Origin of the sequence: Rhizobium centroccidentale, assembly GCF_030182565.1 — a bacterium.
Lineage (GTDB): Bacteria > Pseudomonadota > Alphaproteobacteria > Rhizobiales > Rhizobiaceae > Rhizobium.
Window position 1 is genome coordinate 37,422 of sequence record NZ_JAQJCG010000029.1, and the last position, 26,220, is coordinate 63,641.

Below are 26,220 nucleotides of genomic sequence, written 5' to 3' on the forward strand. Positions count from 1 at the left end.
TAGCCGACTATATTGCCGCGATGGCGATATGGAACAGCTGCGCCTTGCCCGAGATCGGGTGTCGCTCGGCACTGCCGTTTGAAATCAAAAGGCAATCGCCCGCAGCTAGCGCCATGCCATCAACCTCGGCACTGCCCCGATGGCAAAGAACAAAGGTGGTCCCGCTCTGGGAGGTGATTTCCTTATGTCCATCTATGGCGACGCGCCGCACCGAATGTGTGAAACGCCCCCGCCGCGTCATCACATTGAGATCCGTAATCGTGCCATCGATCAAGGTCGCCGAGGTCGGCGCGTCGGCTGCAAAGGATAGCGGTTCGCTCGCCTGCGTCAGGCGGTCGGGCGCGCGCCCCTCGATGAAGAGGATCATGCCCTCGCCGTCAAGAATAGATAGCGTACGATCGATGCCCGGAAAGACCGAGAACGGCCCGTCCGTGGCAACGGTTGCCATGCTGACGCGCCAGTCGAAGTCGGCAAGCTCGGCGCCCTCGGGCGAAACGGCGATCTCCACCGTTTCCCCGCCGCCGTTTTTCCAGGGCATGCGACGGTGACTATCGCTGCGGAGAAGCGTGATTTTCGGCGTTGTCATCTAATCATGTCCCATCATTGCAATTCGATTCAGAGTAAACTAAGTTTAGTGGACTAAGTCCATTCGGAGCCTGCTATGGAAACCGTCAACATTCACGAGGCGAAAACGCATTTGTCGCGGCTGATCGAAAAAGCCGCCAAGGGCGAAGCTTTCATTATCGCCAAGGCGGGCAAGCCGATGGTGAAGGTCGTGCCGATCGAAGAGAAAGAGGCGCCAAAGAAGCGTCGCATTGGTTTTATGGATGGCCAATTTACCGTCCCCGAAGACTTCGACACGATGATGGCCGATGAAATCGAAGAGATGTTTTATGGGAATCTCAACGATTTCAAAGACATCAAAGAAAAATGAGGCTTCTTGTCGATACGCATATTCTGCTTTGGATGACCGGTATGTCCCAACGATTGCCGGAGAAAGCCCGCAATCTGATTGAAGATATCGACAATACGATTGTATTTTCGACCGTCAGCATATGGGAAGTGGCAATCAAGACCGGACGTGCTCGGGCAGACTTTACCATCGATGCCCGCAAGCTTCGCGAAAATCTGCTCGAAAATGGCTACCAAGAACTCCCAGTTCTGGGTGAACATGCAACTGCGGTCGCGGATCTGCCTGATATTCATAAGGATCCTTTCGACCGAATTCTTGTTGCCCAAGCCTTCGTTGAAGGCCTTTCCCTGATAACCGCCGACAAGACCGTCGCAAGCTACGGCGGCCTTGTGCGGCTGGTCTAGGCCTTAGTTCCCCAGGATGGCCGGCAGGCGCAGGCCCTGCTGCTTAGCCCAGTCGAGTGCTATGTCATAGCCCGCATCGGCGTGGCGCATGACGCCGGTGGCCGGGTCGTTCCAGAGAACGCGCTCCAGGCGCTTGGCCGCATCATCCGTGCCGTCGGCGCAGATGACCATGCCGGAGTGCTGGCTGAAGCCCATGCCGACGCCGCCGCCGTGGTGCAGCGATACCCAGGTGGCACCCGATGCGGTGTTGAGCAGGGCGTTGAGCAGCGGCCAGTCGGAAACGGCATCCGAACCATCCTTCATGGCTTCCGTTTCGCGATTCGGTGAAGCGACCGAGCCGGAGTCGAGATGGTCGCGGCCGATGACGACGGGAGCCTTCAGCTCGCCATTCCTGACCATTTCGTTGAAGGCGAGGCCGAGACGATGGCGATCGCCGAGGCCCACCCAGCAAATGCGCGCCGGTAGACCCTGGAAGGCGATGCGCTCGCGCGCCATGTCGAGCCAGTTGTGCAGGTGCTTGTTGTCGGGCAGCAACTCCTTCACCTTGGCGTCGGTCTTATAGATATCCTCCGGATCGCCCGAGAGAGCAGCCCAGCGGAACGGACCGATGCCGCGGCAGAACAGCGGGCGGATATAGGCCGGCACGAAGCCCGGGAAGGCGAAGGCGTTTTCGAAACCCTCTTCCTTGGCGACCTGGCGGATGTTGTTGCCGTAATCGAGCGTCGGCACGCCGGCATCCCAGAAGGCGACCATGGCTTCGACATGCACCTTCATCGAGGCGCGGGCGGCAGCTTCGACGGACTTCGGATCGCTCTCGCGCTTGGCCCGATGTTCGGCCACCGTCCAGCCGATCGGCAGATAGCCGTTCAGCGGATCGTGGGCAGAGGTCTGGTCGGTGACGATATCCGGGCGCGGGCCGCCGGCCTTCATGCGCTTCACCAGCTCGGGGAAGATTTCGGCGGCGTTGCCGAGCAAACCGACGGACTTGGCTTCGCCAGCCTTCGTCCACTTGTCGATCAAAGCAAGCGCTTCATCGAGCGTCTTTGCCTTCTCGTCGACATAACGGGTGCGCAGGCGGAAATCGATGCGGGTTTCGTCGGATTCGACGGCGAGGCAGCAGGCGCCCGCCATGACGGCCGCCAGCGGCTGTGCGCCGCCCATGCCGCCGAGACCGCCGGTCAGGATCCACTTGCCCTTCAGGTTGCCATTATAGTGCTGGCGGCCGGCTTCGACGAAGGTTTCGTAGGTGCCCTGCACGATGCCCTGCGTGCCGATATAGATCCACGAGCCGGCCGTCATTTGGCCGTACATGGCGAGGCCCTTCTTATCCAGCTCGTTGAAGTGATCCCAGGTTGCCCAATGCGGCACGAGGTTGGAGTTGGCGATCAGCACGCGCGGCGCATCCTTGTGGGTGCGGAACACGGCGACCGGCTTGCCGGACTGCACGAGCAGCGTCTCGTCTTCGTTGAGCGTCTTCAGCGTCGCAGCGATACGGTCGAAATCGTCCCAGGTGCGGGCGGCGCGGCCGATGCCGCCATAGACGACCAGCTCGTTCGGGTTCTCGGCAACGTCCGGGTCGAGGTTGTTCATCAGCATGCGCAGCGGCGCTTCGGTCAGCCAACTCTTGGCGTTGAGCTCCGGACCACGAGGCGCGCGGATTTCGCGGATATTATGGCGTGGATTGGTCATGTCACATCTCCAAGGAGGGCAGGATGTCGGTTGAAATCGAGGCATTGAGGGCGCCGGAAGCGATGAGGTCGCTGGCGGCCTTGAGGTCGTTCGCCATGTAGCGGTCCTCTTCCAGCGAGGGCACGGCGGCGCGGATCGAAGCGATGGCAAGGGTCAGTTCCGGGCTGGTCGTCAGCGGCGCGCGCAGCTCGACGCCCTGGGCGGCGGTCAGCGCTTCGATGCCGATGATGCCGAAGAGATTTTCGGTCATTTGAAGCAGGCGGCGCGCACCATGGCAGGCCATGGAAACGTGATCTTCCTGGTTGGCGGAGGTCGGGGTCGAGTCGACCGAGGCCGGATGCGACATCTGCTTGTTTTCCGACATCAGCGCGGCGGAGGTCACTTCGGCGATCATCAGGCCGGAGTTCAGACCGGGCTTCTTCGCCAGGAAGGCCGGCAGGCCGTAGCTGAGCGCGGGGTCAACGAGCAGTGCGATACGGCGTTGCGCGATCGCGCCGATTTCGCAGACGGCGATGGCAATCTGATCGGCGGCGAAGGCGACGGGCTCGGCATGGAAATTGCCGCCGGAAACGACGGAATTGTCGGACAGCACGAGCGGATTGTCGGTGACCGCATTGGCTTCGATTTCAAGCGTGCGGCCGACAGAACGCAGGAGATCGAGGCAGGCGCCGTCGACCTGAGGCTGGCAGCGGATGCAATAAGGATCCTGCACGCGCTCGTCGCCCTCGATATGGCTCTCGCGGATTACCGAGCCAGCCAGCAAGCCGCGAAGGGCGGCGGCGGTATCGATCTGGCCCTTATGACCGCGCAGCGTATGGATATCCGGATGGAACGGGGCGGAAGAGCCCATGGCCGCATCCGTCGACATCGCGCCGGTAATGAGAGCGGCCTGGGCGGCACGATGGGCACGGAAGAGGCCGGCAAGCGCAAGCGCGGTCGAGACCTGCGTGCCGTTGATCAGCGCGAGGCCTTCCTTGGCGGCAAGCACGACCGGCTTCAAACCGGCCTTTTCGAGCGCTGCCGCGCCGGAGAGCTGCTCACCGGCATAGAAGGCCTCGCCATGACCCATCATGACAGCGGTCATATGCGCGAGCGGCGCCAGATCGCCGGAAGCGCCAACCGAACCCTTTTCGGGGATGACGGGCACGACGCCCTTTTCAAGCATGCCTTCGATCAGTCGTACCAGCTCCAGCCGAACGCCGGAGGCACCGCGACCGAGCGAAATGAGCTTCAGCGCCATGATGAGGCGAACGACGTTTTCAGGCAGCGGCTGCCCGACGCCGCAGCAATGCGAGAGGATGAGATTGCGCTGAAGTGTGGCGACATCGGCACTGTCGATCTTGATCGATGCCAGTTTGCCGAAGCCGGTATTGATGCCATAGACCGGCGCGTTGCCGGCAGCGATTTCGGCGATGCGGGCCGCGGCCTTGGCGATGCCCGCGTCGAAGGACGCCTCGAGCTTAGCCGGCTCACCGCTCCAATAGATCGTCGCCAGCTGTTGCAGCGAGACGGAACCCGAATGGAGAACGACAGTCATCGGTTGAACCTCTTTCCCTTGAAAACATGTGCATGGAGGGGATTGAAGCCGATGCGGTAGACGAGCTCCGCCAGGCTTTCGACATCCCAGATGGCAAAATCGGCCGACTTGCCGGCCTCGAGTGTGCCCGTTTCGGCGAGGAGACCAAGGGCGCGAGCGCCTTCGCGCGTCGCGCCGGCAATGCATTCCTCGACCGTCAGGCGGAAAAGGGTAGCAGCCATGTTCATGGTCAACAGCAGCGAGGTCAGCGGTGAGGTACCGGGATTGGAGTCCGTGGCGATGGCGATCGAAACGCCCGCATCACGCAGGGCCTGAACCGGCGGCTTCTGCTTCTCGTTGATGGCATAGAAGGCACCAGGCAGCAGCACGGCAACCGTGCCAGCCGCAGCCATCGCCTTGACGCCATCTTCATCGAGATATTCGACATGATCGGCTGAAAGTGCACCATAGGAGGCGGCAAGCTTGGCGCCACCGAGATTGGAAAGCTGTTCGGCATGCAGCTTCACCGGAATACCGAGCGATTTGGCAAGATCGAAGACGCGGGCGATTTCGCCCGTCGAAAAGGCAATCCCCTCGCAGAAGCCATCAACAGCATCGACAAGACCTTCGGAATGCGCCTGTTTCAGGCCGGGCAGCACGACATCAGTGATATAATCGCCATTGCGGCCCTTGTACTCCACCGGGGTCGCGTGCGCGCCGAGATAGGAGGTGATGACGCGAACTGGGCGAACTTCGCCGAGCTTGCGTGCGGCCCGCAGCATCTTCAACTCGGATTCAATGTTGAGGCCGTAGCCTGACTTCACTTCGATTGTCGTTACGCCTTCGGACAGCAGCGTGTCGAGGCGCGGCAAAGCGGTAGCAACAAGCTCGTCCACCGATAGCGCCCGCGTCGCGTTGACGGAGGAAACGATGCCGCCGCCGGCGCGGGCGATCTCTTCGTAGCTCGCGCCTTCCAGCCGCATCTCGAATTCACGGGCGCGATTGCCGCCATAGACGATGTGCGTATGGCAATCGACGAGGCCAGGGGTCACCCAGCGCCCTTCGAGATCGATGATTTCAGCGCCTGATATATCGGGCAAGTCGGCTTCATGGCCGGCGAAGATGATACGGCCGCCCCTGGTCAGGATCGCGCCTTTCTCGATCGCGCCGAGCCGGGCCTCACCCTCTTTCAAGGTCGCAAGGCGAGCATTGCGCCAGACACGACCTGCCGCGCCGTCTTTCTCGCCTTCTTCGGAAAAATTATTCCCACCCATCAGCTTTACGCCTTTCCTCATTGGCTCATAATGTATATACATAATCGAAAGGCTGACAAGAGGGATTTTGGACTCTGCGTCCGAAAGGAAAGGGTGAGACCATGACGACACTTCACGCACGCACGGCTTTGCTTGGCGACGGATGGCACGAGAATGTGCGGTTGACCCTCGAAGGCGGACGCATCGCCGAGATCACGACGGATGTTGCGCCTGAAGGCGGCGATGACAGGCAGGATGTTCTTGTTCCGGCGATGCCGAATCTGCACAGCCATGCCTTCCAGCGCGCCATGGCCGGCCTGGCCGAAGTCCGCGGCCCTGCAAACGACAGTTTCTGGAGCTGGCGCACGGTGATGTACAAGTTCGCTTTGTCGATGACCCCGGACCATGTCGAGGCCGTCGCAGCGCAGCTCTATATGGAAATGCTCGAAGCCGGCTTTTCCCGCGTCGGCGAGTTCCACTACCTGCATCACGACAAGGACGGCAGCCATTATGCCAATATCGCCGAACTGGCCGAGCGCATCGGCGCCGCCAGCACTGAGACCGGTATTGCGCTGACGCTGCTTCCTGTCTTCTACGCCCATTCCGGCTTCGGCGGCGCCGCTCCCATTGACGGCCAGCGCCGCTTCATCAATTCAATCGAGAGCTTCGAAGCCCTCATGGCCGGCTGCCGTACGGTCGCCAGCCGCCTCCCCGGCGCCGAACTCGGCATCGCACCGCACAGCCTGCGCGCCGTCACACCGGAAGAGCTGGCCAAACTCGTGCCGATCGCCGGCGATGGACCGATCCATATCCACGTCGCCGAGCAGGTGAAGGAAGTCGAAGACTGCATCGCCTGGTCGGGTGCCCGCCCAGTGCAATGGCTGCTCGACAACGCTCCTATGAACGAGCGCTGGTGCCTGATCCACGCCACGCACATGACCGAGGATGAAACCCGCCGCATGGCAAAGAGCGGTGCTATCGCCGGCCTTTGCCCCATAACCGAGGCTAATCTTGGCGACGGCGTTTTCGCTGCACCGCTCTTCCTCGAAGAAGGTGGTCGTTACGGTATTGGTTCGGATTCCAACATCCTGATTTCGGTGCCTGAGGAGTTGCGGCAGCTCGAATATTCGCAGCGCCTGGCGCTGCGTGCCCGCAACGTTATCGCCGAAACCGGCGGTTCGACCGCCCGCATGCTGTTCGACGGCGCTCTGGCTGGTGGTGGTGCGGCTCTGAAGGCACCAGCGGGCCTTGCCGTCGGCAACCATGCCGATATCGTTTCGCTCGATGTGAGTGCCGTGCCCTACCTCTCCGGCGACCGTATTCTGGATCACTGGACCTTCGCCGGCGGCGTCAAGGTCGATGGCGTATGGGCGCTGGGCCGCAAGCAAGTCGAAGGCGGTCAGCATATCAAGCGGGAGGCAATCTCTGCGCGATTCCGGCAGACGATGGCCGAGCTGATCGCTTAAAAACCGCTTTTCCTCCCCTAGATTGGCCTCTAAATAACCTGCGGGAGATCCCATGTCTCACACGGAACAGACGGACGGTATGACCACAGGCAAAGAGGCGACCCTCCATCAGCGCATCCTCAGCGATATCGAGGGCCGGATTGTCTCCGGCGCCTGGCCTCCAGGGCATCGCATTCCGTTCGAGATGGACCTGGCGGAGCACTATGACTGCTCGCGCATGACGGTGAACAAGGTGCTGACCCAGCTTGCCCGCGCCGGCCTGATCGAGCGGCGAAAGCGTTCGGGCAGTTTCGTCACGCATCCGCAGGCGCAATCCGCCGTACTTGAGATTCACGACATCAAGTCCGAGGTCCTGTCGCTCAACCTGCCCTATTCGCACCGACTGATAAAGCTTGCCGAACGGCGTGGACGGTCGGAGGACGCGCGCAGGCTGCAGTTCGTCGGCTCCATCCCCGTGATAGAGATCACCTGCATCCACTACGCCGGTCCGCGCCCCTTCTGCCTGGAAAATCGCGTCATCAATCTCGACGCGGTGCCGGAAGCAGCGACGGCAGATTTCGAGACATTGCCGCCGGGCCCTTGGCTGCTCAACCAGGTGCCATGGAGTACCGCCGAACATCAGATCCGCGCCATATCGGCCGAAGGCGACGCGGCCGTCAACCTCGATATTCAAAAAGGGACGGCATGCCTCGTCGTCGAACGGCGCACCTGGAGCGCCGCCGGCCCGATCACCCACGTTCGCCTCACCTATCCTGGTGATCGCCATAGCCTCGTGGCGCGCTTTACGCCGGCAAGCTGACCATTTCCCAGCCCCGCTTTAAGGACGCTGGGGCGAGTCTGTCGGCGGCGGAATGAGGCTGTCGGATTGACGGATAGGCTGGTGAGGATCGACCAGCAGGATACTGAGCGCAATCAGAACCAGTGCCAGAATCAGGAGGATTCCGATCAGAAGCGGACGAATCGCGGTCATTTCGTTCTCCAATCTCCCCAGCCCAGCGCCAAGCGCGATAGGGAATTCGAGATAACCGGCGCAGTCTAACGGTAAATGTTAAGCAATGCTTGATGTTCCGCGAAATAATAGGCCTTTTCCAGTAATTTCTGCCCACGCCGGACGAGACGACAATCTCACGCTTGTTTGAATGGCGAGTGATGGAAGCGCCGCATAGGATCGCGATGTAGATGGCTTCAAAGCCGTTCTTCGGCCTCCTGCCCCTCGTCCAACCTTCTTATCAAGCACGACCGGGGCATGGCTCGGCCGATATCTCAAGGGAGACTCCACCCATGGATCGCAAACGTCTGATCGCGGCTGCGCTGATGCTCTCCGTCGCCACGCTTGCCGCTTTTCAAAACGCCGAGGCCGCCGAGCGTGTAAAGGTGCGCGGCATCGTGGAAAGTCTCGATGGCGATACGCTCAAGGTCAAGTCCCGCGACGGCAAGGACATTACAGTTGCGCTGAAATCCGGCTGGAGCGTCGGTGGCGTCGTTAAGGCCGCGGTCAGCGACATCAAGCCCGGCGATTTCGTCGGCATCGCCTCGCAGCCGACCGATAGCGGCATCAATGGCGCGATCGAAGTCGTCATCTTCCCGGCTTCGATGAAAGGAACGGGCGAAGGCGACCGCCCCTGGGATTCAGCGCCGAATGGCTCGATGACCAATGCTACGGTCACCAATGCCGTGACCTCGGTCAGCGGCCCGACATTGACCCTCACCTACAAGGGCGGCGAACGCAAGATCAAGATCCCGGATGGAACGCCCGTCGTGACGCTGACATCAGCAACGAAAGCCGATCTGAAGCCCGGCTCCGGCGTCTTCATCACTGGCGAGCAAACCGGAGAGACCACAGTCTCCGCCAACCGGGTCGCCGTCGGTCTCAACGGCACGGTGCCGCCTATGTGATCGCTTCGAAAGCCGCGGGCAGCCGGGCAATCTTGAATTCGATCGCCAAAAGTAATACCTCTTTTCGAGAGGGTATTACCGAGGAAGAGATGAGCACGACCGTAACGGCAAAAGGACAGGTGACGATTCCCAAGGCCGTCCGCGACATGCTCGGGATCGGCCCCGGAAGCCAGGTTGATTTTCGCCTGATGTCCGATGGCAACATCGTCCTTGTCCCGGTGGATGCCCAGAAGCAGGCTAGCCGATTCAGCAAGTTCCGCGGCCATGCCGGCAAGGGTATGACCACGGATGAAATCATGGCTTTGACGCGCGGCCAAGATTGAGGTGATTTTCGTCGATTCCAACATATTGCTGGATATTATCACGAATGATCCGGTGTGGTACGGCTGGTCGCTCTCGCAACTCGACGCCGCAAGCTTTCTCGGCCCCTTATGCATCAATGATGTCGTATATGCCGAAATTTCTGTCCGTTACGACAGGATCGAAGATCTCGATTATATGCTTGCCGAAACCGGCCTCGACATAGTGCCGATCCCGCGGCCGGCACTTTTCCTCGCCGCTAAGATCTTCTCTCAATATAGAAAATCAGGTGGGACACGCAGCAGCGTCCTGCCTGATTTCTTTATTGGCGCCCATGCAGCTGTCAGCGGCCTGCCTTTGCTGACGCGCGATACGAAGCGCTTCCGGACCTATTTCAAATCGGTCACGCTCATCAGCCCTCAAGGAAACTGAGACGAGACGGAACAGGAAATCCTGTTCCGCCACATGCAGCATCACCTTAATTGCATCGTCCGACCTATGGTCGGGCCGCTGAGTTGCCGGTGATCCTGCTCGCCGAATGGCTTAGATCCGGCAACTCCTTTTTCCTCATCAATGTCGGCGAACGGCTCATACGCCCTCTCGTCGGCTCGATGCGATATGATGACGGCCGATAGTTATTCGCCCACATGCCGCATGGCGTCGGCCAGCGAAATGTCCGACTTGATTTCCCGCGTCGACATCGAGGTCACCGTATGCCGGACGCCCGGCAGCCGGTTCAGCTCCTGCCGCAACAGCCGGTCGAGAGCAGCCATGTCGGTCGCTAGGATATGGAGGAGATAATCGGCCTCCCCCGTCGTCGCATGGCAGCGCCAGATCAGCGGATGCCGGCGCACGGCAGCCTCGAAAGCATCGAAGCGCTCGACGTCGATGGAGACCTGCACGAAAGCCTCGAGGCCGAAGCCGAGGCGGGCGGGATCGAGAAGCGTCCTGTATCCGCGGATTACGCCAGCCTCCTCCAGCGCCTTCACCCGCTTCCAGCATGGCGTCTTGCTGAGGCCGGCGAGTTCGGCAAGTGTGGCAAACGAGATGCGGGCATCGGCCTCAAGGGCTCCGACGATCTTGTGATCCAAAGCGTCTAACTCCATCGTTCTCTCCACAGCGTCAATACTGTTCGATCGTACTCTATTTATGCGATTCTGGATGACAAATAGGAACAATGTTCAAGCCGAAATTTCGTATTCTGCAGAAAGAGCAAACATGCTTAGCGGCCGAGAGCCGGAACAAAGGGAACGAGGATGCAGAAGAAAGACTATTACGCGCGCATCGAAGCGCCCGAAATGCGCGACTACGGCGTCTACCTGCAGTGCGACAAGCTGCTGGCCTGTCAGAAGCCGTTGAACGGCATGGTCAACGGCGACGAACTGCAATTCCAGATCGTCCATCAGGTCGAAGAACTCTGGATGAAGCTGATGGCCTATACGCTGGTCGATGTCATTGCCTTCATGGAAGAGCACAACACGCATCGCGTCGTGACGCTCATGGGCCGCGTGCACCGGATCATGCGCATGATGACGACCCAGCTCGATCTTTTGGAAACCATGTCCCCGAAGGAATATCAGCAAATCCGCCTGCAGCTCGGCAATGGCAGCGGCCAGGAATCACCTGGCTTCGGGTTTCTGCTGCGTATGCCGCCGGATCTCTGGCACGCCTTCAAAGCGAACTATCTCGATGCCGCCGGCCTGACGGTCGAAGATATCTATGACGGCAAATACGATCACGGCGACAGCTATGTAGTCGCCGAAGCGCTGGTCGAATATGACGAACTGTTCCAGAAGTTCCGCGCCAATCACATCTATCTGATCCAGCGTTCCATCGGCCTCGGCTCGAAATCGTTGAAAGGCCGTCCCGTCGAGCTACTGCAGGCCGGCACGCGCCATCGCTTCTTCCCTGAACTATGGGATATTCGCCACGAAATGACAGATCGCTGGGGTGGCCAATATGGTGTCATCCGCGATTCCATCTCCAAGCACGACGCCGCCGACTAGGCGCTGAGCAAAGCCGGCATTCCGCCGCCCTCACCATGCGGCGGAAGCTTTCCGGGCGACACCCGGCTCTTGCGAGAACCCGCAGTCGCGCCTCCGCGCAGCAACCAACATCAAAGGCCGCTGCGATTTTGGTCCCTCATAGGCTTTCAGCTGATGATCGATGGCCGCACCGGCCGGCAGGAACGCGGCCGTCCGCCATAACGGTCCGGTCATCCCCATCCTTTCCTTATAGAACAAATCCTTCTGGTGGCTTCGACACCCGAGCCTCCCTTGGCGCTCGGCTCAAGGAGCCGGAACGCGCATTTTGATGCTACAAAATGCAAAAACTATGAAATATAGCCTATTGCATAAATTTGTTGCCTGGCATATTTGTTTAGTAACTCGCAATCCGATCCTCCCCGGAGCCACGTAAGCATGACGCAAATTCAGGAGGCCGCTGAGCAGCGGCGTGCATGGAAGTTCGCTGATTCCGTAGAGGATGCCCGTCCGAGCCTTCCCGAAGTCAATGCCACGGTTAAGGTTCCTCATGGCGGCAGCTGGATTCGGCGCCTGATGGCTTTCGTCGGTCCCGGCTACATGATCTCCGTCGGCTATATGGATCCCGGTAATTGGGCGACCGATCTCGCCGGCGGCGCACAGTTCGGCTATACGCTTCTCACTGTCATCATGCTGTCGAACCTGATGGCGATTCTGCTACAGGCGCTGTCGGCAAGGCTCGGCATCGCCACCGGCCGCGATCTCGCCCAAGCCTGTCGCGATCACTATCCGCGGCCGGTCAATCTGGCACTGTGGTTCGCCTGCGAGCTCGCCATCATCGCCTGCGATCTCGCCGAGGTTATCGGCACGGCGATCGCATTGCAGCTGCTCTTCGGAATTCCGCTGATCGGCGGCGCGCTGATCACCGCGCTCGACGCCTTTTTGTTGCTGCTGCTGATGAGCAAGGGCTTCCGCTACCTCGAAGCTTTCGTCATCGCGCTGCTGACCGTCATTGCCATCTGTTTCGCCATCCAGATCGCCGCGGCGGCACCGCCGGTGGCGGCGATTCTCCAAGGCTTTATCCCCTCGCCCGAAATCGTCACCAATCATGAGATGCTCTATATCGCCATGGGCATCATCGGCGCGACGGTGATGCCGCATAATCTCTACCTGCATTCCTCCATCGTGCAGACCCGCGCCTACAAGCGCACGGAAGAGGGTCGCCGCGATGCGATCAAATGGGCAACGATCGACAGCACCGTGGCCCTCATGCTGGCGCTCTTCGTCAATGCCGCGATCCTGATCGTCGCAGCCGCCGCCTTCCATACCAGCGGCCATTCCGATGTCGCCGAGATCGGTCAGGCCTACGAGCTGCTGTCGCCGCTGCTCGGCCTCGGCATCGCTTCGACGCTTTTTGCCGTCGCGCTGCTCGCCTCCGGCCTCAACTCCACCGTGACGGCGACGCTTGCCGGCCAGATCGTGATGGAAGGCTTTCTCCGGCTCAGGATTCCGCATTGGGCAAGACGGCTTTTGACGCGCGGCCTCGCAATTATTCCGGTTGTGTTTGTGACCGCTATTTATGGTGAAAAAGGCACTGCGAACCTGCTCGTGCTGAGCCAGGTCGTTCTCTCCATGCAACTGCCCTTTGCCGTCGTTCCACTGGTGCAATTCGTCACGAATCGCGAGAAAATGGGTAGTTTCGTCGTCTCTAGAAGCATCGCCATTCTATCCTGGATAGTTGCCGCGATCATCTTGGCGCTGAACTTCAAACTGCTCTACGACACCATCTTCGGTTGACGAATCATCTTGAACGCGCGAATCTCGCCCTGTGGACGATCACGGCAGTTAACTGACTCGTAATATTTGCCTAGATTTTGCCATGATTTGCCCTAGTTTGGGCCCACCGCAATCTGCAGGGTTCCTCACTTCATGGCCGAAAGTCCATTGCGCGTTCAATTTCCTGCAGAGGCTGCGATTCAGGCGCGGCCGCATCACGATTTTCATATTCCATTTCTGCCGCGCTCCGCCCATCTTCGCCACCTGATCGTCATCGGTCTCGCAGGCACTGCGTCCTTCGGCCTGCTCGCCACCGTGCTCTATCCCTTGCTGGCGCGTCACACGATCGAGCGGGCAACGCCGGTGGGCACGGCCCAGCTCGCGCGCCCTCAGCCAGCCATGCGCAAGGCCAGCCGGCTGGCCGCAAAACAGCGTTTCGACGGCGCCCGCTTTGCGCAGGTGGCCGAAAAATTATCCAGTGGTGAAACCCGCATCTTCACCTATCATCGCACGACGCTGGTCTTCAAATCCGACGAAGCTGCTCTGGCGCGTGACGGCGGCCTCGACATCAACACCTCCTATGGCGAGGAGCGCGCTGACAATGTGGCATTTTCGCCGCCTTCACTTTCCGATATCCGCCACGGCATCTATCCGCAGACCACGCATTATGATGCCGTGCGCCGCTCTCGCTTTCCGGTTCGCGGCGTGCCGCTGAATGTCAGCGTATCGCGCGCAACGACCGGCGAAGCCGGCCGCGAGTTTCACAGGCTCGTATCCATGCCGAAGGACAAGCAGGATCTGCAGGACATCCTGGCGTCTGCGGGCCTCGGCAGCGACGCCGGCGACGAGCTGCAGCGCGCCTTGGAGACCGATACCGTTTCCCCCGGCGACAGCCTGGAACTGCTGCTTGAGAAAAAAGGCCCCAATGCCCGCCCGAAGCTGATCATGGCCCGCCTCAGCGGCGAAAAGACGCCGGAGCGCGTCGTTGCCCGCGACGATGCCAACGGCTTCGTCCCGGTGGCCGATGACAGGCTGTTTTCGATGCTCTACAGCGAAAGCCAGGCCGATGCTCCATCCTCGACGGAGGTTGCCGCGGTCGATTTGAAGGGTGTCGACGAGAGCGACGAGCGGGCAGTCAGCAACAAGCTCGAAAGAGCCGGCCTGACCAAGGAATATGCCTCGCAGCTCATCAAGCTCGCCAAGGCCAAGGGCATCTCGCTCACCAGCATCGACGATGCTCCCGACAGCGTCGACCTGCTCTTCCGCAAGGCGGAAGACGGCCGGACCGAACTTATGTTCATCGAATTCCATGCCGACGGCGACACGCATCGTTTCTATCTGCATAAGAATGAAGGCGAAGGCCCCTCGGAATTCTACGACGAGAGCGGCCACTCGATCGCGAAATCGCTCGTGCACCGACCCGTGCCGAATGGCACGCTTGGTGACGGCTTTGCCTGGCGAATCCACCCCATCCTGGGTGTGAAGAAATTCCACAATGGCGTCGATTTCCGTGCGCCGATGGGAAGCCCCATCCAGGCCGCCGGCGACGGCGTCGTCGAGAAAATCTCCTGGGAAACGGGCTACGGCAAATATGTCCGCATCCGCCACGACGGCGGCTACGAAACCACCTATGCCCATATTTCGGCAACGCCATCGGATCTGCGCGTCGGCCAGCGCGTCACCCAGGGCCAGGTCATCGCCTATGTCGGCTCGACGGGCTACTCCACCGGCCCGCACCTCTATTACGAGCTGCGCGTCAACGGCCGTTACGAAAACCCGCTGACAGCGCAATTGCCCGCTGGCACCAATCTGACCGGCAAGTCCCTCGACAGCCTGCGCTCGCAGGTCAACCATGTCGAGAACATCATGAGCTATCTCGACGTTCCGCCGGCCCGTGAAAATCCGCCCGCCCCATTCGCCAATTTCGAGCAAGGCCCAAGCTTCGGGCCGAATTCAGGCCCGGACTTCGGACCGAACTTGGGATCGGGCTTTGGGCCGAGCCATTTCGGCGCACCGTCTCCATAGGCCGGCCAGACATCCGCACAAACCTCCTTCCCGATCCTTGCAGGCCCGATTCCCGCGGGCAGCAATGGCGCCTCGATGCCGAATGCGATAACAATCCTTCTGTGTTTCGCCATGGAGAAGATATCGCCGCGCACTATCTGACGCGATGCCGATATCATCGTGGCACCCTGCAAGGAGCAGAAATTGGCGCGCAAGCCGTTGCCGGAACCAAAGCCTATGCCGCCGAATGAAAGCCGGCGGCTGCGCGCCGATGCGCGGCGCAATTATGACAAGCTGATCGAAGTTGCAGCACAAGCCTTCGCCAGCCACGGCACCGCCGCCTCCCTGGAAGACATAGCTCGCCGCGCAGATGTCGGGATCGGCACGCTCTATCGACATTTTCCGAGCCGGGAACATCTGGTGGAAGCGGTTTATCGTCATGAGGTCGAAGCGCTGTGCGCTGCCGCAGAAGAGCTTTCGCGCGAGCGCGCGCCGGATGAAGCTCTAGAAGAGTGGATGAACCGCTTCGTCGGTTACATCGCAACGAAACGCGGCATGGCCGACAGCCTGCGCATCCTTCTCAGCAGCAATTCCAAGCTCTTCACCGACAGTTACGGCCAAGTGCCCATCGTCCTCGCAAGCCTGATCGACCGCGCCGTCGCCGCCGGTACGATCCGCACCGATGTCGATAGTACCGATGTGCTGCAGGCATTGTCCGGCACCTATTCCATGCCCAATTCGCCGGAATGGTATGAGCGGTCCCGCCGTCTCGTACGTCTGCTGATGGATGGATTGCGCTGGGGTGCCCCGAAAACACGAGTGTCGCAAAAGACCTGATAATCGGCAGGACGCTTCCTATATCCCTTTGAAGTGAGATCGTCAGGTGAATCTGGTTCTGCCGCAGCTTATGTGGCTGGCCCCTCACCCTAGCCCTCTCCCCGCTAGCGGGGAGAGGGGACGACAGCGCAAAACAACACGCTGCTCCATTGGGGCGGAAGCGCCTTAATCACCAAAGCCCCCTCTCCCCGCGATGCGGGGAGAGGGTTGGGGTGAGGGGCCATGCACGAAGCTGCGGCAGAACCAAACTCTGCTGACTATTGCCAAGCTGAGGAGAGCAAGAATGTCCGAAAGACCCATTAAAATCCCCGGTCCGGATCATCCAATCACGATCGAGGACAAGCGGGCCCATGTCATCGTCTCCGTCGCCGGCAAGGTTGTCGTCGATACGCATGAGGCGTTGTCGCTCAAGGAAGCGTCCTATCCGGCCGTCATCTATATCCCGCGCAAGGATGTCGATATGTCGTTGCTGGAAAGGACCAGCCACGAAACCTACTGCCCCTACAAGGGCGAATGCTCCTATTACAGCATTCCGGCCGGCGGCGAGCGCTCGGTGAACGCCATATGGACTTACGAAAATCCCTATGCATCCGTCAGCCGGATCAAAGATTACATGGCCTTCTATCCCGATCGCGTCGATTCCATCGATGTGAGAACTTAAAGAGCCAGGCCGCTCGCGGCGTCGAAGACATAGACCTGCTCCGGGTTCACCGAGACATTCAGCGGCTGCCCATAGCGCACCGGTGCTTCGCCATCGACAACGGCCGTCACCTGCTCTCCAGCAAGATCGAAGAGCACATGCGTCTGAGCGCCTGTCGGCTCCACGAGCAAGGTTTGACCCATAAGTGGCGAACCGCCGCTGGCAAGGCTGAGATGCTCGGGCCTGAGACCGATCTTCACGCTCTGGCCAGCCTTCACCTTGCGCTCCCCGGCGATGCGGATCGGCGTGCTGTCCTTCAGCCGCACGGCCGGCGAGCCCTCGACGCCCTCGACTACGCCGTCGAGGAAATTCATGGCCGGCGAGCCGATGAAGCCGGCGACGAAGAGATTGGCTGGCTTGCGATAAAGCTCGATCGGTGTGCCCTGCTGCTCGATCTTACCCTGGTTCAGCACCACGATGCGGTCGGCAAGCGTCATGGCCTCGATCTGATCGTGGGTGACATAGATCGAAGTGGTCTGCACCTTCTGATGCAGCGCCTTGATTTCCGACCGCATCTGCACGCGTAGCTTCGCGTCGAGGTTGGAAAGCGGCTCGTCGAACAGGAAGACGGCCGGGTTGCGCACGATGGCGCGGCCCATGGCGACACGCTGGCGCTGACCACCGGAAAGCTGCGCCGGCTTGCGGTCGAGCAGCTTTGTGAGATCGAGCATGCGCGCCGCTTCATTGACCCGTTGTTCGATTACCGGCTTGATCTCGCCCGAGAGTTTCAGGTTGAAGCCCATATTCTCGGCGACCGTCATGTGCGGATAGAGCGCATAGGATTGGAAGACCATGGCGATGTTGCGCTCGCGCGGCGTCATGGCGTTGACCACCTGACCGCCGATCGACACGTCGCCATCGGTGATTTCCTCCAACCCGGCGATCATCCGCAGAAGCGTGGACTTGCCGCAGCCGGAGGGGCCGACGAGCGCGATGAACTCGCCGTCCTCGATTGAAAGCGAGATATCGTGGATGACGGTCAGCGCCCCATAGGCCTTGTGGATGTTGTGCAGTTCGACGGATGCCATGTTGTTTGTGCTCCGATGAAAGCAATTCCAGGAAAAGTGTGTAGCGGTTTTTCGTCCGGAATTGCTAAAACAAAGAGATAGAGCGGTTCAGAGTTTCCGTGAAAAGCTGAGCCGCTCCAGGCTCAGGATTTCACGGCGCCGGCGGTAAGGCCGGCGATGATGTGCTTCTGCGCCAGGAAGAAGACGATGACGGTGGGCAGGATGGTCAGCGTGATGAAGGCGAGCACCAGCTCCCATTCCGTGCCGAATTCGCCGCTATAGACCATCATGCCGAGCGGCCAGGGATAGATCGAATCCGAGTTCAGCATGATCAGCGGCAGGATGTAGCTGTTCCAGCTGCCGACGAAGGAGATGATGCTGACGGTCGCGATGATCGGCCGCGAAAGCGGCAGCGAGATATGCCAGAAGAAGCGGATATAGCCGCAACCGTCGACAAAGGCCGCCTGGAACAATTCTTCCGGAAGGTTTCGAAAATAGTTCCGGAAGAGCAGGATGCTCATGCCGAGGCCGAACGCCACCTGCGGCAGCACCACGCCCCAATAGGTGTTGAGCAGGCCGAGATCGCGGATTCGGATGAAGAGCGGCAGGATGGCTGTGGCGGCCGGAAACATCAGACCGATGAGAAAATAGTTCAGCAGGAAGTTCGAGCCGAAGAATTTCACATGCGCGAAGGCGAAGGCCGCCATGGCCGATACCGACAGTGTCAGGAACACGGTGAGAACGGCGATGATCAGCGAATTCATCATCTGCCGCCAGTAGCGGTCGCCGAACAGAATGCCGGTGTAATTCTCGAAATGCCACTCGGCCGGCAAGCCGAAGGGATTGGTACGGAGATCGCCGAGGGTCTTGAAGCCGCCGAGCGCGGTCGTCAGCAGCGGGATCAGCACGATCGCGGCAATGATGGTCAGCGACACATAGAGATAGATCTTCGTGCCGGTGGTCAGTCGAACGGATGAGGCCAGATCAGTCATTGCGCATAAATATCCGTTTGTAGCCGAAGGCGAGGGTGACGCAGATCACGAACAGCACGACGCCGACGGCGCTGCCGAGGCCGACCTGCATGCGGGTGACGCCGAAATTGTAGAGGAAGGTCACCATCGTCTGGGTCGAGTTGAACGGGCCGCCGCCGGTGAGCGGCATGATCATATCGAAGAGCTGCAGCGAACCGACGACCGCGAAGAAGACGGAAAGACGCAGTGTCGAGCCGAGCAGCGGCAGCGTCACGTAGCGGAACTTCTGCCAGCCGGTGGCGCCGTCGATCTCGGCTGCCTCGAGCACACTCTTGTCTAGGGATTGCATGCCAGCGATGAACAGCATCATGTGGAAGCCGAAATATTTCCACACGATCACGCCGAGCACGGCATACATCGCCAGGTCCTTGTCGGCGAGCACATAGGGCGTCGGCGTTCCGAGGAAATGCGCGATCGCGGCAAACAGGCCGTAATCGCCGTCATAGACGAAGCGCCAGATCAGGCCTGCGGCCACTTCGGCCAGCACATAGGGCAGAAAGAAGATTAGCCGGAAGAGCACGACGCCGCGAATGCGGTGCGCCAGCATCGTCGCGAGCCAAATGGCAAGCGGCACCTGGACCGCAATCGACACGACGATGATCAAAGCATTGTTCTTCAGCGACGTCAGGAAAGCGCCGTTCTTGAAGAGAACCTGGAAATTGCGCAGCCCCACGAACTCGGTCGGCGGACCATAGCCGTTCCAGCGATAGAGGCTGTACCAGGCCGCTTCCCCCATCGGCAGGATGACGAAGATGGTGAAAAGCAGAAGAGCGGGCGGCAGGAACAGCAGGATAACGGGCAAGCGGCCCCGCGCGGCCGGCGATTTTCGCTTCGCAGCCGGTTTCGCTCTCGCGACGGGAGGCATGGCGGTCGTGGCGCTGACATCGGTCATGGACAGTCTCGACGATTGCAGTTCGGAAAAAACCGGCGCCGGCACAAGGGAGAGGCCGGCGCCAGAGGGCACTAGAGCTGGTCCTGCTCGAAGGCGTCCTGGACCTGCTGCGCGCCATCCTTCGGCGAAATCTGGCCGGAGACGATGCCGACAGCCACATCGTTGACGACGCGGCCAACCGAGGGGCCAAGATCCTGGTCGAAGAAGTTCTGGTGCCAGGTCGAATGCGCCAGCTGGTCGGCTGCTTCATGCATCAGCGGACCTTTCACGCCATCTTCGGCGCCGACGGCGACCGGGATGATCATGCCGGCCTGCGCCATGGTGCGCTCGTTTTCGACATTGGTGAGATAAGCGAGGAAGTCGAGTGCCTCGGGCGGGGCCTTCTTGGTGACGGCCCAGCCATTGAGGCCGCCGAGCGTATCTGTGGGAAGGCCGGCGCCGCCGGTCACGGCTGGGAAGGCGAAGCGGCCGATATTGTCATCCTCCAGGCCCTTGCCGTCGCCGGAATTGGTGCGCTGGTTGGCAACCGTATTTTCGAAGCCGAGGATCATCGCAGCCTTGCCGTCGCCGAAGACGCCGAGCGCCTGCGGCCAGGTGGTACCGAGATAACCGGGCTGGAAGGGCTCGAGCTTGCCGAGCTCGGCAAGCTGCTCGCCGGCCTTGATGATCGCCGGATCGTTGAAACCGTTGCCCTTGCCGTTCTTGGCATCGTTGAAGACCTGCTGGCCGCCGTCGCGCATCACCAGATAGCTCCAGTAGAAATGGATCGGCCACTTCTCGCCGCCGCCGCCGGCGATCGGCGCTATACCGGCAGCCTTGATCTTCTTGACCGCGGCCAGATAATCGTCCCAGGTCTTGATGGCGCTCGCATCGACGCCGGCCTTGGCGAACAAGGCCTTGTTATAGAAGAAGGAAACCGTGCCGAGCTTATAGGGTACGGCGCTGATCTTGTTATCGAAGGTCAGGCCCTTGACGGCTGCCTGATTGTAGCTCTTCAGCCAGGCGCCATCCTTGGCGTTCATCGCCGCGGTCAGGTCGAGCAGCGTGCCGGTCTGCTGCTGCTGCTTCAAGACGCCACCGCCCCAGCTGAAGAAGAAATCGGGAGCGTCCTTCGATTGCAGGAGCGTCGGCAGCTTCGCCTTGAAGGCTTCATTGGCCAGGAACTGCATCTCGATCTTCGTGCCGGGATGCTTGGCCTCATATTGATCCGCGATCTTGCGCCAGACCGCGACATAGTTCGGATCGGTTTCCAGATGCAGCCATTTGACAACGGTGTCGGCGGCAGCGCCCGTCGCGCCGGCGAGAATCGCCAGGCCGGTCGTAGCGGCGACAGCGGCAATGCGAAGGGCTTTGACCCCACGTAGATGGATCATGATTTTCTCCTCCCAAGGGAACCAAGAGCCTCAAATATTTTTTCCCTTATGCGGAATAATTCAACGGAGCTTTGCCCAAATGTCAACCGCCATCGCTAAATTTTCGGCAGATCACTGCGAAATGGCTTGACATTAGGCAATGGCCATAGGCTATTTAATTCGCATTCCGTTAAAAATACCAGGCCGCAGCCGAGCGGGTCCGTCATTCGGCGCCATTCTCATGAAAACAGCAGATCCCGAGCTTATGCGGGCGATAAACCGCTTCAACGTGCTGGATACGATCCGGCGGGCGGGCTCCATCGCACGTATCGAAATCAGCGACCGCACCCAGCTTTCGACGACCACAGTCTCTGCAATCACGGCCTCGCTGCTGGATGACGGGCTGATCCTGGCCCGCACCGAAGGCGACCTGCGCGAGGCGGCCAGCCGCGGCCGGCCCCGCGTCATGCTGGAGCTCAACCCGGATGCCGCGCGCGTCGTCGGCGCGAAAATCGCCGCCAATCGCATGGTTTTCGTCGTGACGGACTTCTGCGGCGAGGTTCTTTCGACGCTGACACTGGCGCTGCGTGTCGACCGGCAGCCGATCGGCGTCATTGCCGATCTCCTGGAGGATGGCGTGCGGCGCTGCGTTGTCGATGCCAATCTGGCGCTCGACGAGGTCGACTCCGTCTGCCTTGGCCTGCCTGGCGTCGTCGAGCACCGCACCGGCCATATCCGTACCAGCCCGATCTTCCGCGAGACGGGCGTCGATTTCGCCAAGGAAATGTCGGAGCGGCTGGGCGTGACCACCATCGTCGAAAGCGATGCGCATGCCATCACGCTGGCGCATCACTGGTTCGGCAAGGCAAGAGATCTGGACGACATGGTTCTCGTGTCGCTGGAACAGACGTTGGGGCTCGGCGTGCTGCATGGCGGCCAGCTCTTTCGCGGCGCCGGCGGCCTCAGCCACAATCTCGGCGATCTCGTTCTCGGCACGGGTCCACAAGGCATCATTCGTCTGGCAAGCCTTGCCGGCGAAAGCGCCATTCTCGGCGACCAGCCGAGCGGCCGTTTTGCCGAAGCCATTCGCCTCGGCCGCGGAATGGCGCATGCCAAGACGCTGATCGATGCCGAGGATATCTCGCTGATCAATGCTGCCATCCGCGCCGGCGAGGCATGCGGCATGGCGCTCGCCAACATCGTCACGTTGTTTGCCCCGCCGCGCGTCATTCTTGTGGGATCGAGCCTGGCGCTCGGCCAGCCCTTTCTCGACAGCCTGCGGGAGGCCTATTCGCTGGCCATCCCGCCATCGATCAGGGGCGTGACCGAACTCGTCTTCGACCAGTCGACCGACGAGACCTGGGCGCAAGGCGCCGCCGTCGTGGCACTGCGCGAACTCTACGAATCGCCCTGGGGAACAACGGGACCGGCACCGGCTCTCTGATCCCGGAGCAGTTCCAGGAAAAGTGCGTAGCGGTTTTCCGTCCGGAATTGCGTCGAAACAATAGAATAGAGCGGTTCAGCAGCTCCGTGAAACGCTGAACCGCTCCAGGACAGCAAAGACAATTTACTTGGAGGAAATCTATGAACAAGGTCGGCATCGGCATCATCGGCTGCGGAAATATTTCCGGCGCCTATCTCACCGCCATGAAATCCTTTCCCATTCTCGACATCAAAGGCGTTGCCGACCTCAATCGCGAGCTCGCCGAGGCAAAAGCCATCGAATTCGGTCTGAAGGCGGTCGACATCGCCGACCTGCTGGCGGACCCATCGATCGAGATCATCGTCAACTTGACCATTCCGAAGGCGCATGTCGCCGTCGGTCTGCAGGCGCTGGATGCCGGCAAGCACACCTATTCGGAAAAGCCGCTCGGCATCAATTTCGCCGAAGGCAAGAAACTCGCGGATGCCGCAGCCGCCAAGGGTCTGCGCATCGGCGCCGCCCCCGATACCTTCCTCGGCGGCGGCCATCAGACGGCGCGTGCCATCATCGACGAGGGCGCGATCGGCATCCCGGTCGGCGGCACCGCCACCTTCATGTGCCCCGGCCATGAACGCTGGCATCCGAATCCGGCTTTCTACTATGAAGTCGGCGGCGGCCCGATGCTCGATATGGGTCCCTATTACATCACCGATCTGGTCAACCTGCTTGGCCCCGTCTCGCAGGTCGCAGGCTTTACCGTGGCGCCGCGCAAGGAACGCATCATCACCAGCGAGCCACGCAATGGCGAGCACATCCCCGTGCATGTGCCGACGCATGTTGCCGGCGTCATGGCCTTTGTGAGTGGCGCCGTCGTCCAGATCGGCATGAGCTTCGATGTCGCCGGCCACAAGCATGTGCCGCTCGAAGTCTACGGCACCGAAGGCACGCTGATCGTGCCCGACCCCAACCGTTTCGGCGGCCCGGTGGAGTTTCTAAAGAAGGGCGGCGAATTTGCCGAGCGCGAGATCACCGCGCCCTATGCCGACGGCAATTACCGTTCGCTCGGTGTCGCCGACATGGCGCATGCCATCCGCTCGAACCGTCCGCACCGCGCCAATGGCAGTCTGGCGCTGCATGTGCTCGAAGTCATGGAAGCCTTCCAGACGGCTTCCGATACGGGCCGCACGGTCGCCATCACGACGCAAACGGAGCGTCCGGCCCCTCTGTCCGAATCCCTGGTGGATGGGCAGATCGGCCGCTAACCAAGTAATTTCAGGAGAATTATCATGCGTGAAGCACTTATCGTCTGGGGCGGCTGGAGCGGCCACGAACCGCAGGAATGCGCCCATATCATCCGGGACATGCTGGAAGAGGACGGCTTCAAGGTCTATCTCGAAAACAGCACCGAGGCCTTCGCCGACCCCTCGATCCACGATCTCAGCCTGATCGTGCCGATCGTCACCATGTCGAAGATCGAAAAGGAAGAGGTGAAGAACCTCGCGGATGCGATCGAAAGCGGCGTTGGCATAGCCGGCTATCATGGCGGCGCTGGCGATAGTTTCCGCGAAAGCGTCGAATATCAGTTCATCATCGGCGGCCAGTGGGTCGCCCATCCCGGCAACATCATCGACTATACGGTCAATATCACGCGCCCGGACGATCCGATCATGGAGGGGATCACCGATTTCCCCTACACGTCGGAGCAATATTACATGCATGTCGACCCCTCGAACGAGGTGCTGGCGACCACCACCTTCACCGGCGATCATGCCTATTGGATCGATGGCGTCGTCATGCCGGTCGCCTGGAAGCGCAAATACGGCAAGGGCCGCGTCTTCTATTCCTCGCTCGGCCACCAGGCCAAGGAATTCGACGTGCCGCAGATGAAGACCATCTTCCGTCGCGGCGCCAACTGGGCGGCGCGCTAAGCTCTGTCTATTGCGAAAATCACCGCCCCTCATAATGCTTGAGGGGCGGTTCTGCGTCCGCCATCCCGATGATGGCGGTCGCGCGCACGGCGGTTTTCATCGTTTCGAGCAATGACGAGCAGGCGGGACAGACCGCCGCGAACGGAGCTTGGGCAGGGGCTCCATCCCGCGTCCTGCAATCAGCTATCAACCGTCCTTATCTCACCTCGACGTAGCAGATCCTGCCTCGCATTGCGTGCCAGGCTTCACTCCCCATTTTGATCGTGCGACTATCAGCACGGGCGACCAAGCTCCGTTCAGCCCCAATGCGCGTGGACGCATCGAAAGGTGCGTCAGCCTTCATTTGCAATTCCGATCAATTGCTTACCAGATTGATAATAAATCGCTAAAACATGCCTGAGACGGGATTTATGAAGCGAAACTGAAACGCGGTCAGTTTTCGTTTGACATTCCTTTATCTTCATTTATCGTCATTCTTGTTTCGGTTTTCGCGTGAGGGATGCAAATCGAAACAGGGGGAGGAATAATTGTCCGAACATCAGATCGATACGGAAAACGGCATGGTTGGCGGCATCGGCCGCATGGCCACTGACGTCGCCTGGCGCAATCCTCGCCGGCGCGACGGTTCCGCGGGCAGATCGGCGCAATCCACTTCCGAACAATCATAATCTCAGCAGCAGGCGCCGTCCGGCAACGACAGGACGGTTTGGTCTCTTCGCAATCCTCGCGGCAGCATTGACATGCGGCGCATGGAAGGAATCTATCGTGCTTGAACTCAGGGGCGTATCGAAGTCTGTCGGCGGCGAAACGCATATCGCGGAAACAAATCTGACGCTGCAGCGCGGCACGCTGAATGTGCTGCTGGGGCCGACGCTGTCGGGCAAGACGTCGCTGATGCGGCTGATGGCCGGGCTCGACAAGCCGACCACGGGCACAATCCATGTCGATGGCAAGGATGTCACCGGCCTGCCGGTGCAGCGCCGCAACGTCGCCATGGTCTACCAGCAATTCATCAACTATCCCGCGATGACCGTATACGACAATATCGCCTCGCCGATGCGGTTGAGCGGCAAAAGCGCGGCGTCCATCGACAAGGAAGTAAAAAAGGCAGCCGATCTTTTGCGGCTTGGTCCTTTTCTTGATCGCCTCCCCTTGAGCCTTTCCGGTGGCCAGCAGCAGCGCACGGCGCTCGCCCGCGCCATCGTGAAAAATGCCGGGCTGGTGCTGCTCGACGAGCCTCTCGCCAATCTCGATTACAAACTGCGCGAGGAACTACGTGCCGAATTGCCGAAGATCTTCGCCGAATCCGGCGCGATCTTCGTCTACGCCACCACCGAGCCCTCCGAAGCGCTGCTTCTCGGCGGCAATACCGCGACCCTGGCGGAAGGCCGCATCACGCAATTCGGATCGACGATCGATGTCTTCCGCAATCCCCATGACTTGATTACCGCGACCACTTTTGCCGATCCGCCGCTGAACACGATGACGCTCGACAAGCGCGGCCGGGAGTTCGTGCTCGACAGCAACATCCGCCTGCCGGTACCGAGGGGTTTGGAAGACCGGCCGGATGGCCGCTACACGATCGCCTTCCAGCCCCATCATCTCGCGCTTGCGCCGCAGACGCCGGAGGCCGTCGCCGCTCCGGCACGGGTGATGGTGACCGAGATCACCGGCTCGGAGAGCTTCATCCATATCGATTTTGCCGGCCGGCGCTGGGTGATGCTGACGCAGGGCGTGCAGGATATCGATGTCGACGATGCGATCGATGTCTATATCGACCCGCGCCACATCATGGTCTTCGACACCGATGGCGCCGCCGTCACTCCCGCCCTGCAACAAGCCGCCTGAGGA

General features: G+C 60.5%; 27 protein-coding genes. 17 read left to right on the forward strand and 10 right to left on the reverse strand.

Going from position 1 to position 26,220, the window contains the following annotated elements; translation table 11 throughout:
* Window positions 1-7: 7 nt before the first annotated feature.
* A complete protein-coding gene (locus PH562_RS27580) occupies window positions 8-586 on the reverse strand; it encodes a HutD/Ves family protein (RefSeq protein ID WP_285176898.1) in 579 nt (192 codons plus the stop codon).
* Window positions 587-661: 75 nt separating this feature from the next.
* On the opposite strand from PH562_RS27580, the gene PH562_RS27585 reads away from it, so the two are divergent.
* Window positions 662-934: a type II toxin-antitoxin system Phd/YefM family antitoxin gene (locus PH562_RS27585; RefSeq protein ID WP_106999394.1), complete on the forward strand. Its 273-nt coding sequence runs from the start codon at window positions 662-664 to the stop codon at window positions 932-934.
* Complete coding sequence (locus tag PH562_RS27590; RefSeq protein WP_069611599.1) at window positions 931-1,317, forward strand: type II toxin-antitoxin system VapC family toxin; 387 nt, start codon at window positions 931-933, stop codon at window positions 1,315-1,317. Before PH562_RS27585 ends, PH562_RS27590 begins: the two co-directional genes overlap by 4 nt.
* 3 nt (window positions 1,318-1,320) lie before the next feature.
* Here the strand turns inward: PH562_RS27590 and hutU are convergent, their stop codons facing one another.
* From hutU to hutI, 3 genes are read right to left on the reverse strand one after another with little or no spacing between them, the layout of a single operon-like run.
* On the reverse strand, window positions 1,321-3,006 hold the full coding sequence (gene hutU, locus PH562_RS27595; RefSeq protein ID WP_132719954.1) for a urocanate hydratase: 1,686 nt from the start codon (window positions 3,004-3,006) through the stop codon (window positions 1,321-1,323).
* Window position 3,007: 1 nt separating this feature from the next.
* Window positions 3,008-4,543, reverse strand: a complete 1,536-nt coding sequence (hutH, locus tag PH562_RS27600; RefSeq protein ID WP_285176901.1) for a histidine ammonia-lyase — start codon at window positions 4,541-4,543, stop codon at window positions 3,008-3,010.
* Entirely contained in the window at window positions 4,540-5,796 is a 1,257-nt protein-coding gene (gene hutI, locus PH562_RS27605) for an imidazolonepropionase (RefSeq protein WP_285176903.1), read from the reverse strand. The genes hutH and hutI overlap by 4 nt, the downstream gene beginning before the upstream one ends.
* 101 nt (window positions 5,797-5,897) lie before the next feature.
* On the opposite strand from hutI, the gene PH562_RS27610 reads away from it, so the two are divergent.
* Together PH562_RS27610 and hutC are read left to right on the forward strand one after the other, a co-directional pair.
* Window positions 5,898-7,241, forward strand: a complete 1,344-nt coding sequence (locus tag PH562_RS27610; protein WP_285176904.1) for a formimidoylglutamate deiminase — start codon at window positions 5,898-5,900, stop codon at window positions 7,239-7,241.
* A gap of 79 nt (window positions 7,242-7,320) precedes the next feature.
* The gene (hutC, locus tag PH562_RS27615; protein WP_285176927.1) at window positions 7,321-8,040 is read left to right on the forward strand and encodes a histidine utilization transcriptional repressor HutC; all 720 of its coding nucleotides are present in this window, start codon (window positions 7,321-7,323) and stop codon (window positions 8,038-8,040) included.
* An 18-nt stretch (window positions 8,041-8,058) separates the two neighbouring features.
* Here hutC and PH562_RS27620 read toward each other — a convergent pair whose 3' ends face one another.
* Window positions 8,059-8,211, reverse strand: a complete 153-nt coding sequence (locus PH562_RS27620) for a hypothetical protein (RefSeq protein WP_285176905.1) — start codon at window positions 8,209-8,211, stop codon at window positions 8,059-8,061.
* Window positions 8,212-8,522: 311 nt separating this feature from the next.
* On the opposite strand from PH562_RS27620, the gene PH562_RS27625 reads away from it, so the two are divergent.
* The 3 genes from PH562_RS27625 (at window position 8,523) to PH562_RS27635 (ending at window position 9,869) form a co-directional block, all read left to right on the forward strand.
* Window positions 8,523-9,137, forward strand: coding sequence for a hypothetical protein (locus tag PH562_RS27625; protein ID WP_285176906.1), 615 nt, complete (start codon window positions 8,523-8,525; stop codon window positions 9,135-9,137).
* 89 nt (window positions 9,138-9,226) lie between these two features.
* Window positions 9,227-9,460: an AbrB/MazE/SpoVT family DNA-binding domain-containing protein gene (locus PH562_RS27630; protein WP_113231389.1), complete on the forward strand. Its 234-nt coding sequence runs from the start codon at window positions 9,227-9,229 to the stop codon at window positions 9,458-9,460.
* A gap of 1 nt (window position 9,461) precedes the next feature.
* Window positions 9,462-9,869 carry a type II toxin-antitoxin system VapC family toxin gene (locus PH562_RS27635; RefSeq protein ID WP_285176908.1) on the forward strand — a complete coding sequence of 136 codons (408 nt, stop codon included), beginning with the start codon at window positions 9,462-9,464 and terminating at the stop codon, window positions 9,867-9,869.
* Between the two features lie 203 nt (window positions 9,870-10,072).
* Here the strand turns inward: PH562_RS27635 and PH562_RS27640 are convergent, their stop codons facing one another.
* Entirely contained in the window at window positions 10,073-10,543 is a 471-nt protein-coding gene (locus PH562_RS27640; RefSeq protein ID WP_285176909.1) for an Lrp/AsnC family transcriptional regulator, read from the reverse strand.
* 150 nt (window positions 10,544-10,693) lie between these two features.
* Between PH562_RS27640 and PH562_RS27645 the strand changes: the two genes are divergently transcribed.
* The 5 genes from PH562_RS27645 (at window position 10,694) to PH562_RS27665 (ending at window position 16,697) form a co-directional block, all read left to right on the forward strand.
* Window positions 10,694-11,443 (forward strand): tryptophan 2,3-dioxygenase family protein, encoded by a 750-nt coding sequence (locus PH562_RS27645; RefSeq protein ID WP_285176910.1) that lies wholly within the window; start codon window positions 10,694-10,696, stop codon window positions 11,441-11,443.
* 414 nt (window positions 11,444-11,857) lie between these two features.
* Window positions 11,858-13,216, forward strand: a complete 1,359-nt coding sequence (locus tag PH562_RS27650; protein WP_113231384.1) for an Nramp family divalent metal transporter — start codon at window positions 11,858-11,860, stop codon at window positions 13,214-13,216.
* Between the two features lie 147 nt (window positions 13,217-13,363).
* Entirely contained in the window at window positions 13,364-15,220 is a 1,857-nt protein-coding gene (locus PH562_RS27655; protein ID WP_285176911.1) for a M23 family metallopeptidase, read from the forward strand.
* 216 nt (window positions 15,221-15,436) lie between these two features.
* Window positions 15,437-16,036, forward strand: a complete 600-nt coding sequence (locus PH562_RS27660; RefSeq protein WP_113231381.1) for a TetR/AcrR family transcriptional regulator — start codon at window positions 15,437-15,439, stop codon at window positions 16,034-16,036.
* 283 nt (window positions 16,037-16,319) lie between these two features.
* On the forward strand, window positions 16,320-16,697 hold the full coding sequence (locus PH562_RS27665) for a DUF427 domain-containing protein (protein WP_285176913.1): 378 nt from the start codon (window positions 16,320-16,322) through the stop codon (window positions 16,695-16,697).
* On the opposite strand, the gene PH562_RS27670 is transcribed toward PH562_RS27665, so the two are convergent.
* The 4 genes from PH562_RS27670 to PH562_RS27685 form a co-directional block, all read right to left on the reverse strand.
* Complete coding sequence (locus PH562_RS27670) at window positions 16,694-17,764, reverse strand: ABC transporter ATP-binding protein (RefSeq protein ID WP_285176915.1); 1,071 nt, start codon at window positions 17,762-17,764, stop codon at window positions 16,694-16,696. The two genes, PH562_RS27665 and PH562_RS27670, sit on opposite strands and share 4 nt — an antisense overlap.
* Window positions 17,765-17,886: 122 nt before the next feature.
* Window positions 17,887-18,735 carry a carbohydrate ABC transporter permease gene (locus tag PH562_RS27675; protein WP_015341575.1) on the reverse strand — a complete coding sequence of 283 codons (849 nt, stop codon included), beginning with the start codon at window positions 18,733-18,735 and terminating at the stop codon, window positions 17,887-17,889.
* Entirely contained in the window at window positions 18,728-19,666 is a 939-nt protein-coding gene (locus tag PH562_RS27680) for a carbohydrate ABC transporter permease (RefSeq protein WP_483315390.1), read from the reverse strand. The genes PH562_RS27675 and PH562_RS27680 overlap by 8 nt, the downstream gene beginning before the upstream one ends.
* A 71-nt stretch (window positions 19,667-19,737) precedes the next feature.
* The gene (locus tag PH562_RS27685) at window positions 19,738-21,039 is read right to left on the reverse strand and encodes an ABC transporter substrate-binding protein (RefSeq protein ID WP_285176916.1); all 1,302 of its coding nucleotides are present in this window, start codon (window positions 21,037-21,039) and stop codon (window positions 19,738-19,740) included.
* 220 nt (window positions 21,040-21,259) lie between these two features.
* On the opposite strand from PH562_RS27685, the gene PH562_RS27690 reads away from it, so the two are divergent.
* The 5 genes from PH562_RS27690 to PH562_RS27710 all read left to right on the forward strand — a co-directional run bounded on the left by PH562_RS27690 (window position 21,260) and on the right by PH562_RS27710 (window position 26,217).
* Window positions 21,260-22,462: an ROK family transcriptional regulator gene (locus PH562_RS27690; RefSeq protein ID WP_285176917.1), complete on the forward strand. Its 1,203-nt coding sequence runs from the start codon at window positions 21,260-21,262 to the stop codon at window positions 22,460-22,462.
* A gap of 140 nt (window positions 22,463-22,602) precedes the next feature.
* Complete coding sequence (locus PH562_RS27695) at window positions 22,603-23,703, forward strand: Gfo/Idh/MocA family protein (protein ID WP_285176918.1); 1,101 nt, start codon at window positions 22,603-22,605, stop codon at window positions 23,701-23,703.
* Window positions 23,704-23,727: 24 nt separating this feature from the next.
* Window positions 23,728-24,369 (forward strand): ThuA domain-containing protein, encoded by a 642-nt coding sequence (locus PH562_RS27700; protein ID WP_068389995.1) that lies wholly within the window; start codon window positions 23,728-23,730, stop codon window positions 24,367-24,369.
* A gap of 527 nt (window positions 24,370-24,896) precedes the next feature.
* Window positions 24,897-25,037, forward strand: coding sequence for a hypothetical protein (locus PH562_RS27705; RefSeq protein WP_285176919.1), 141 nt, complete (start codon window positions 24,897-24,899; stop codon window positions 25,035-25,037).
* Between the two features lie 97 nt (window positions 25,038-25,134).
* Window positions 25,135-26,217: an ABC transporter ATP-binding protein gene (locus PH562_RS27710; protein WP_285176920.1), complete on the forward strand. Its 1,083-nt coding sequence runs from the start codon at window positions 25,135-25,137 to the stop codon at window positions 26,215-26,217.
* The last annotated feature ends 3 nt before the right edge of the window (window positions 26,218-26,220 follow it).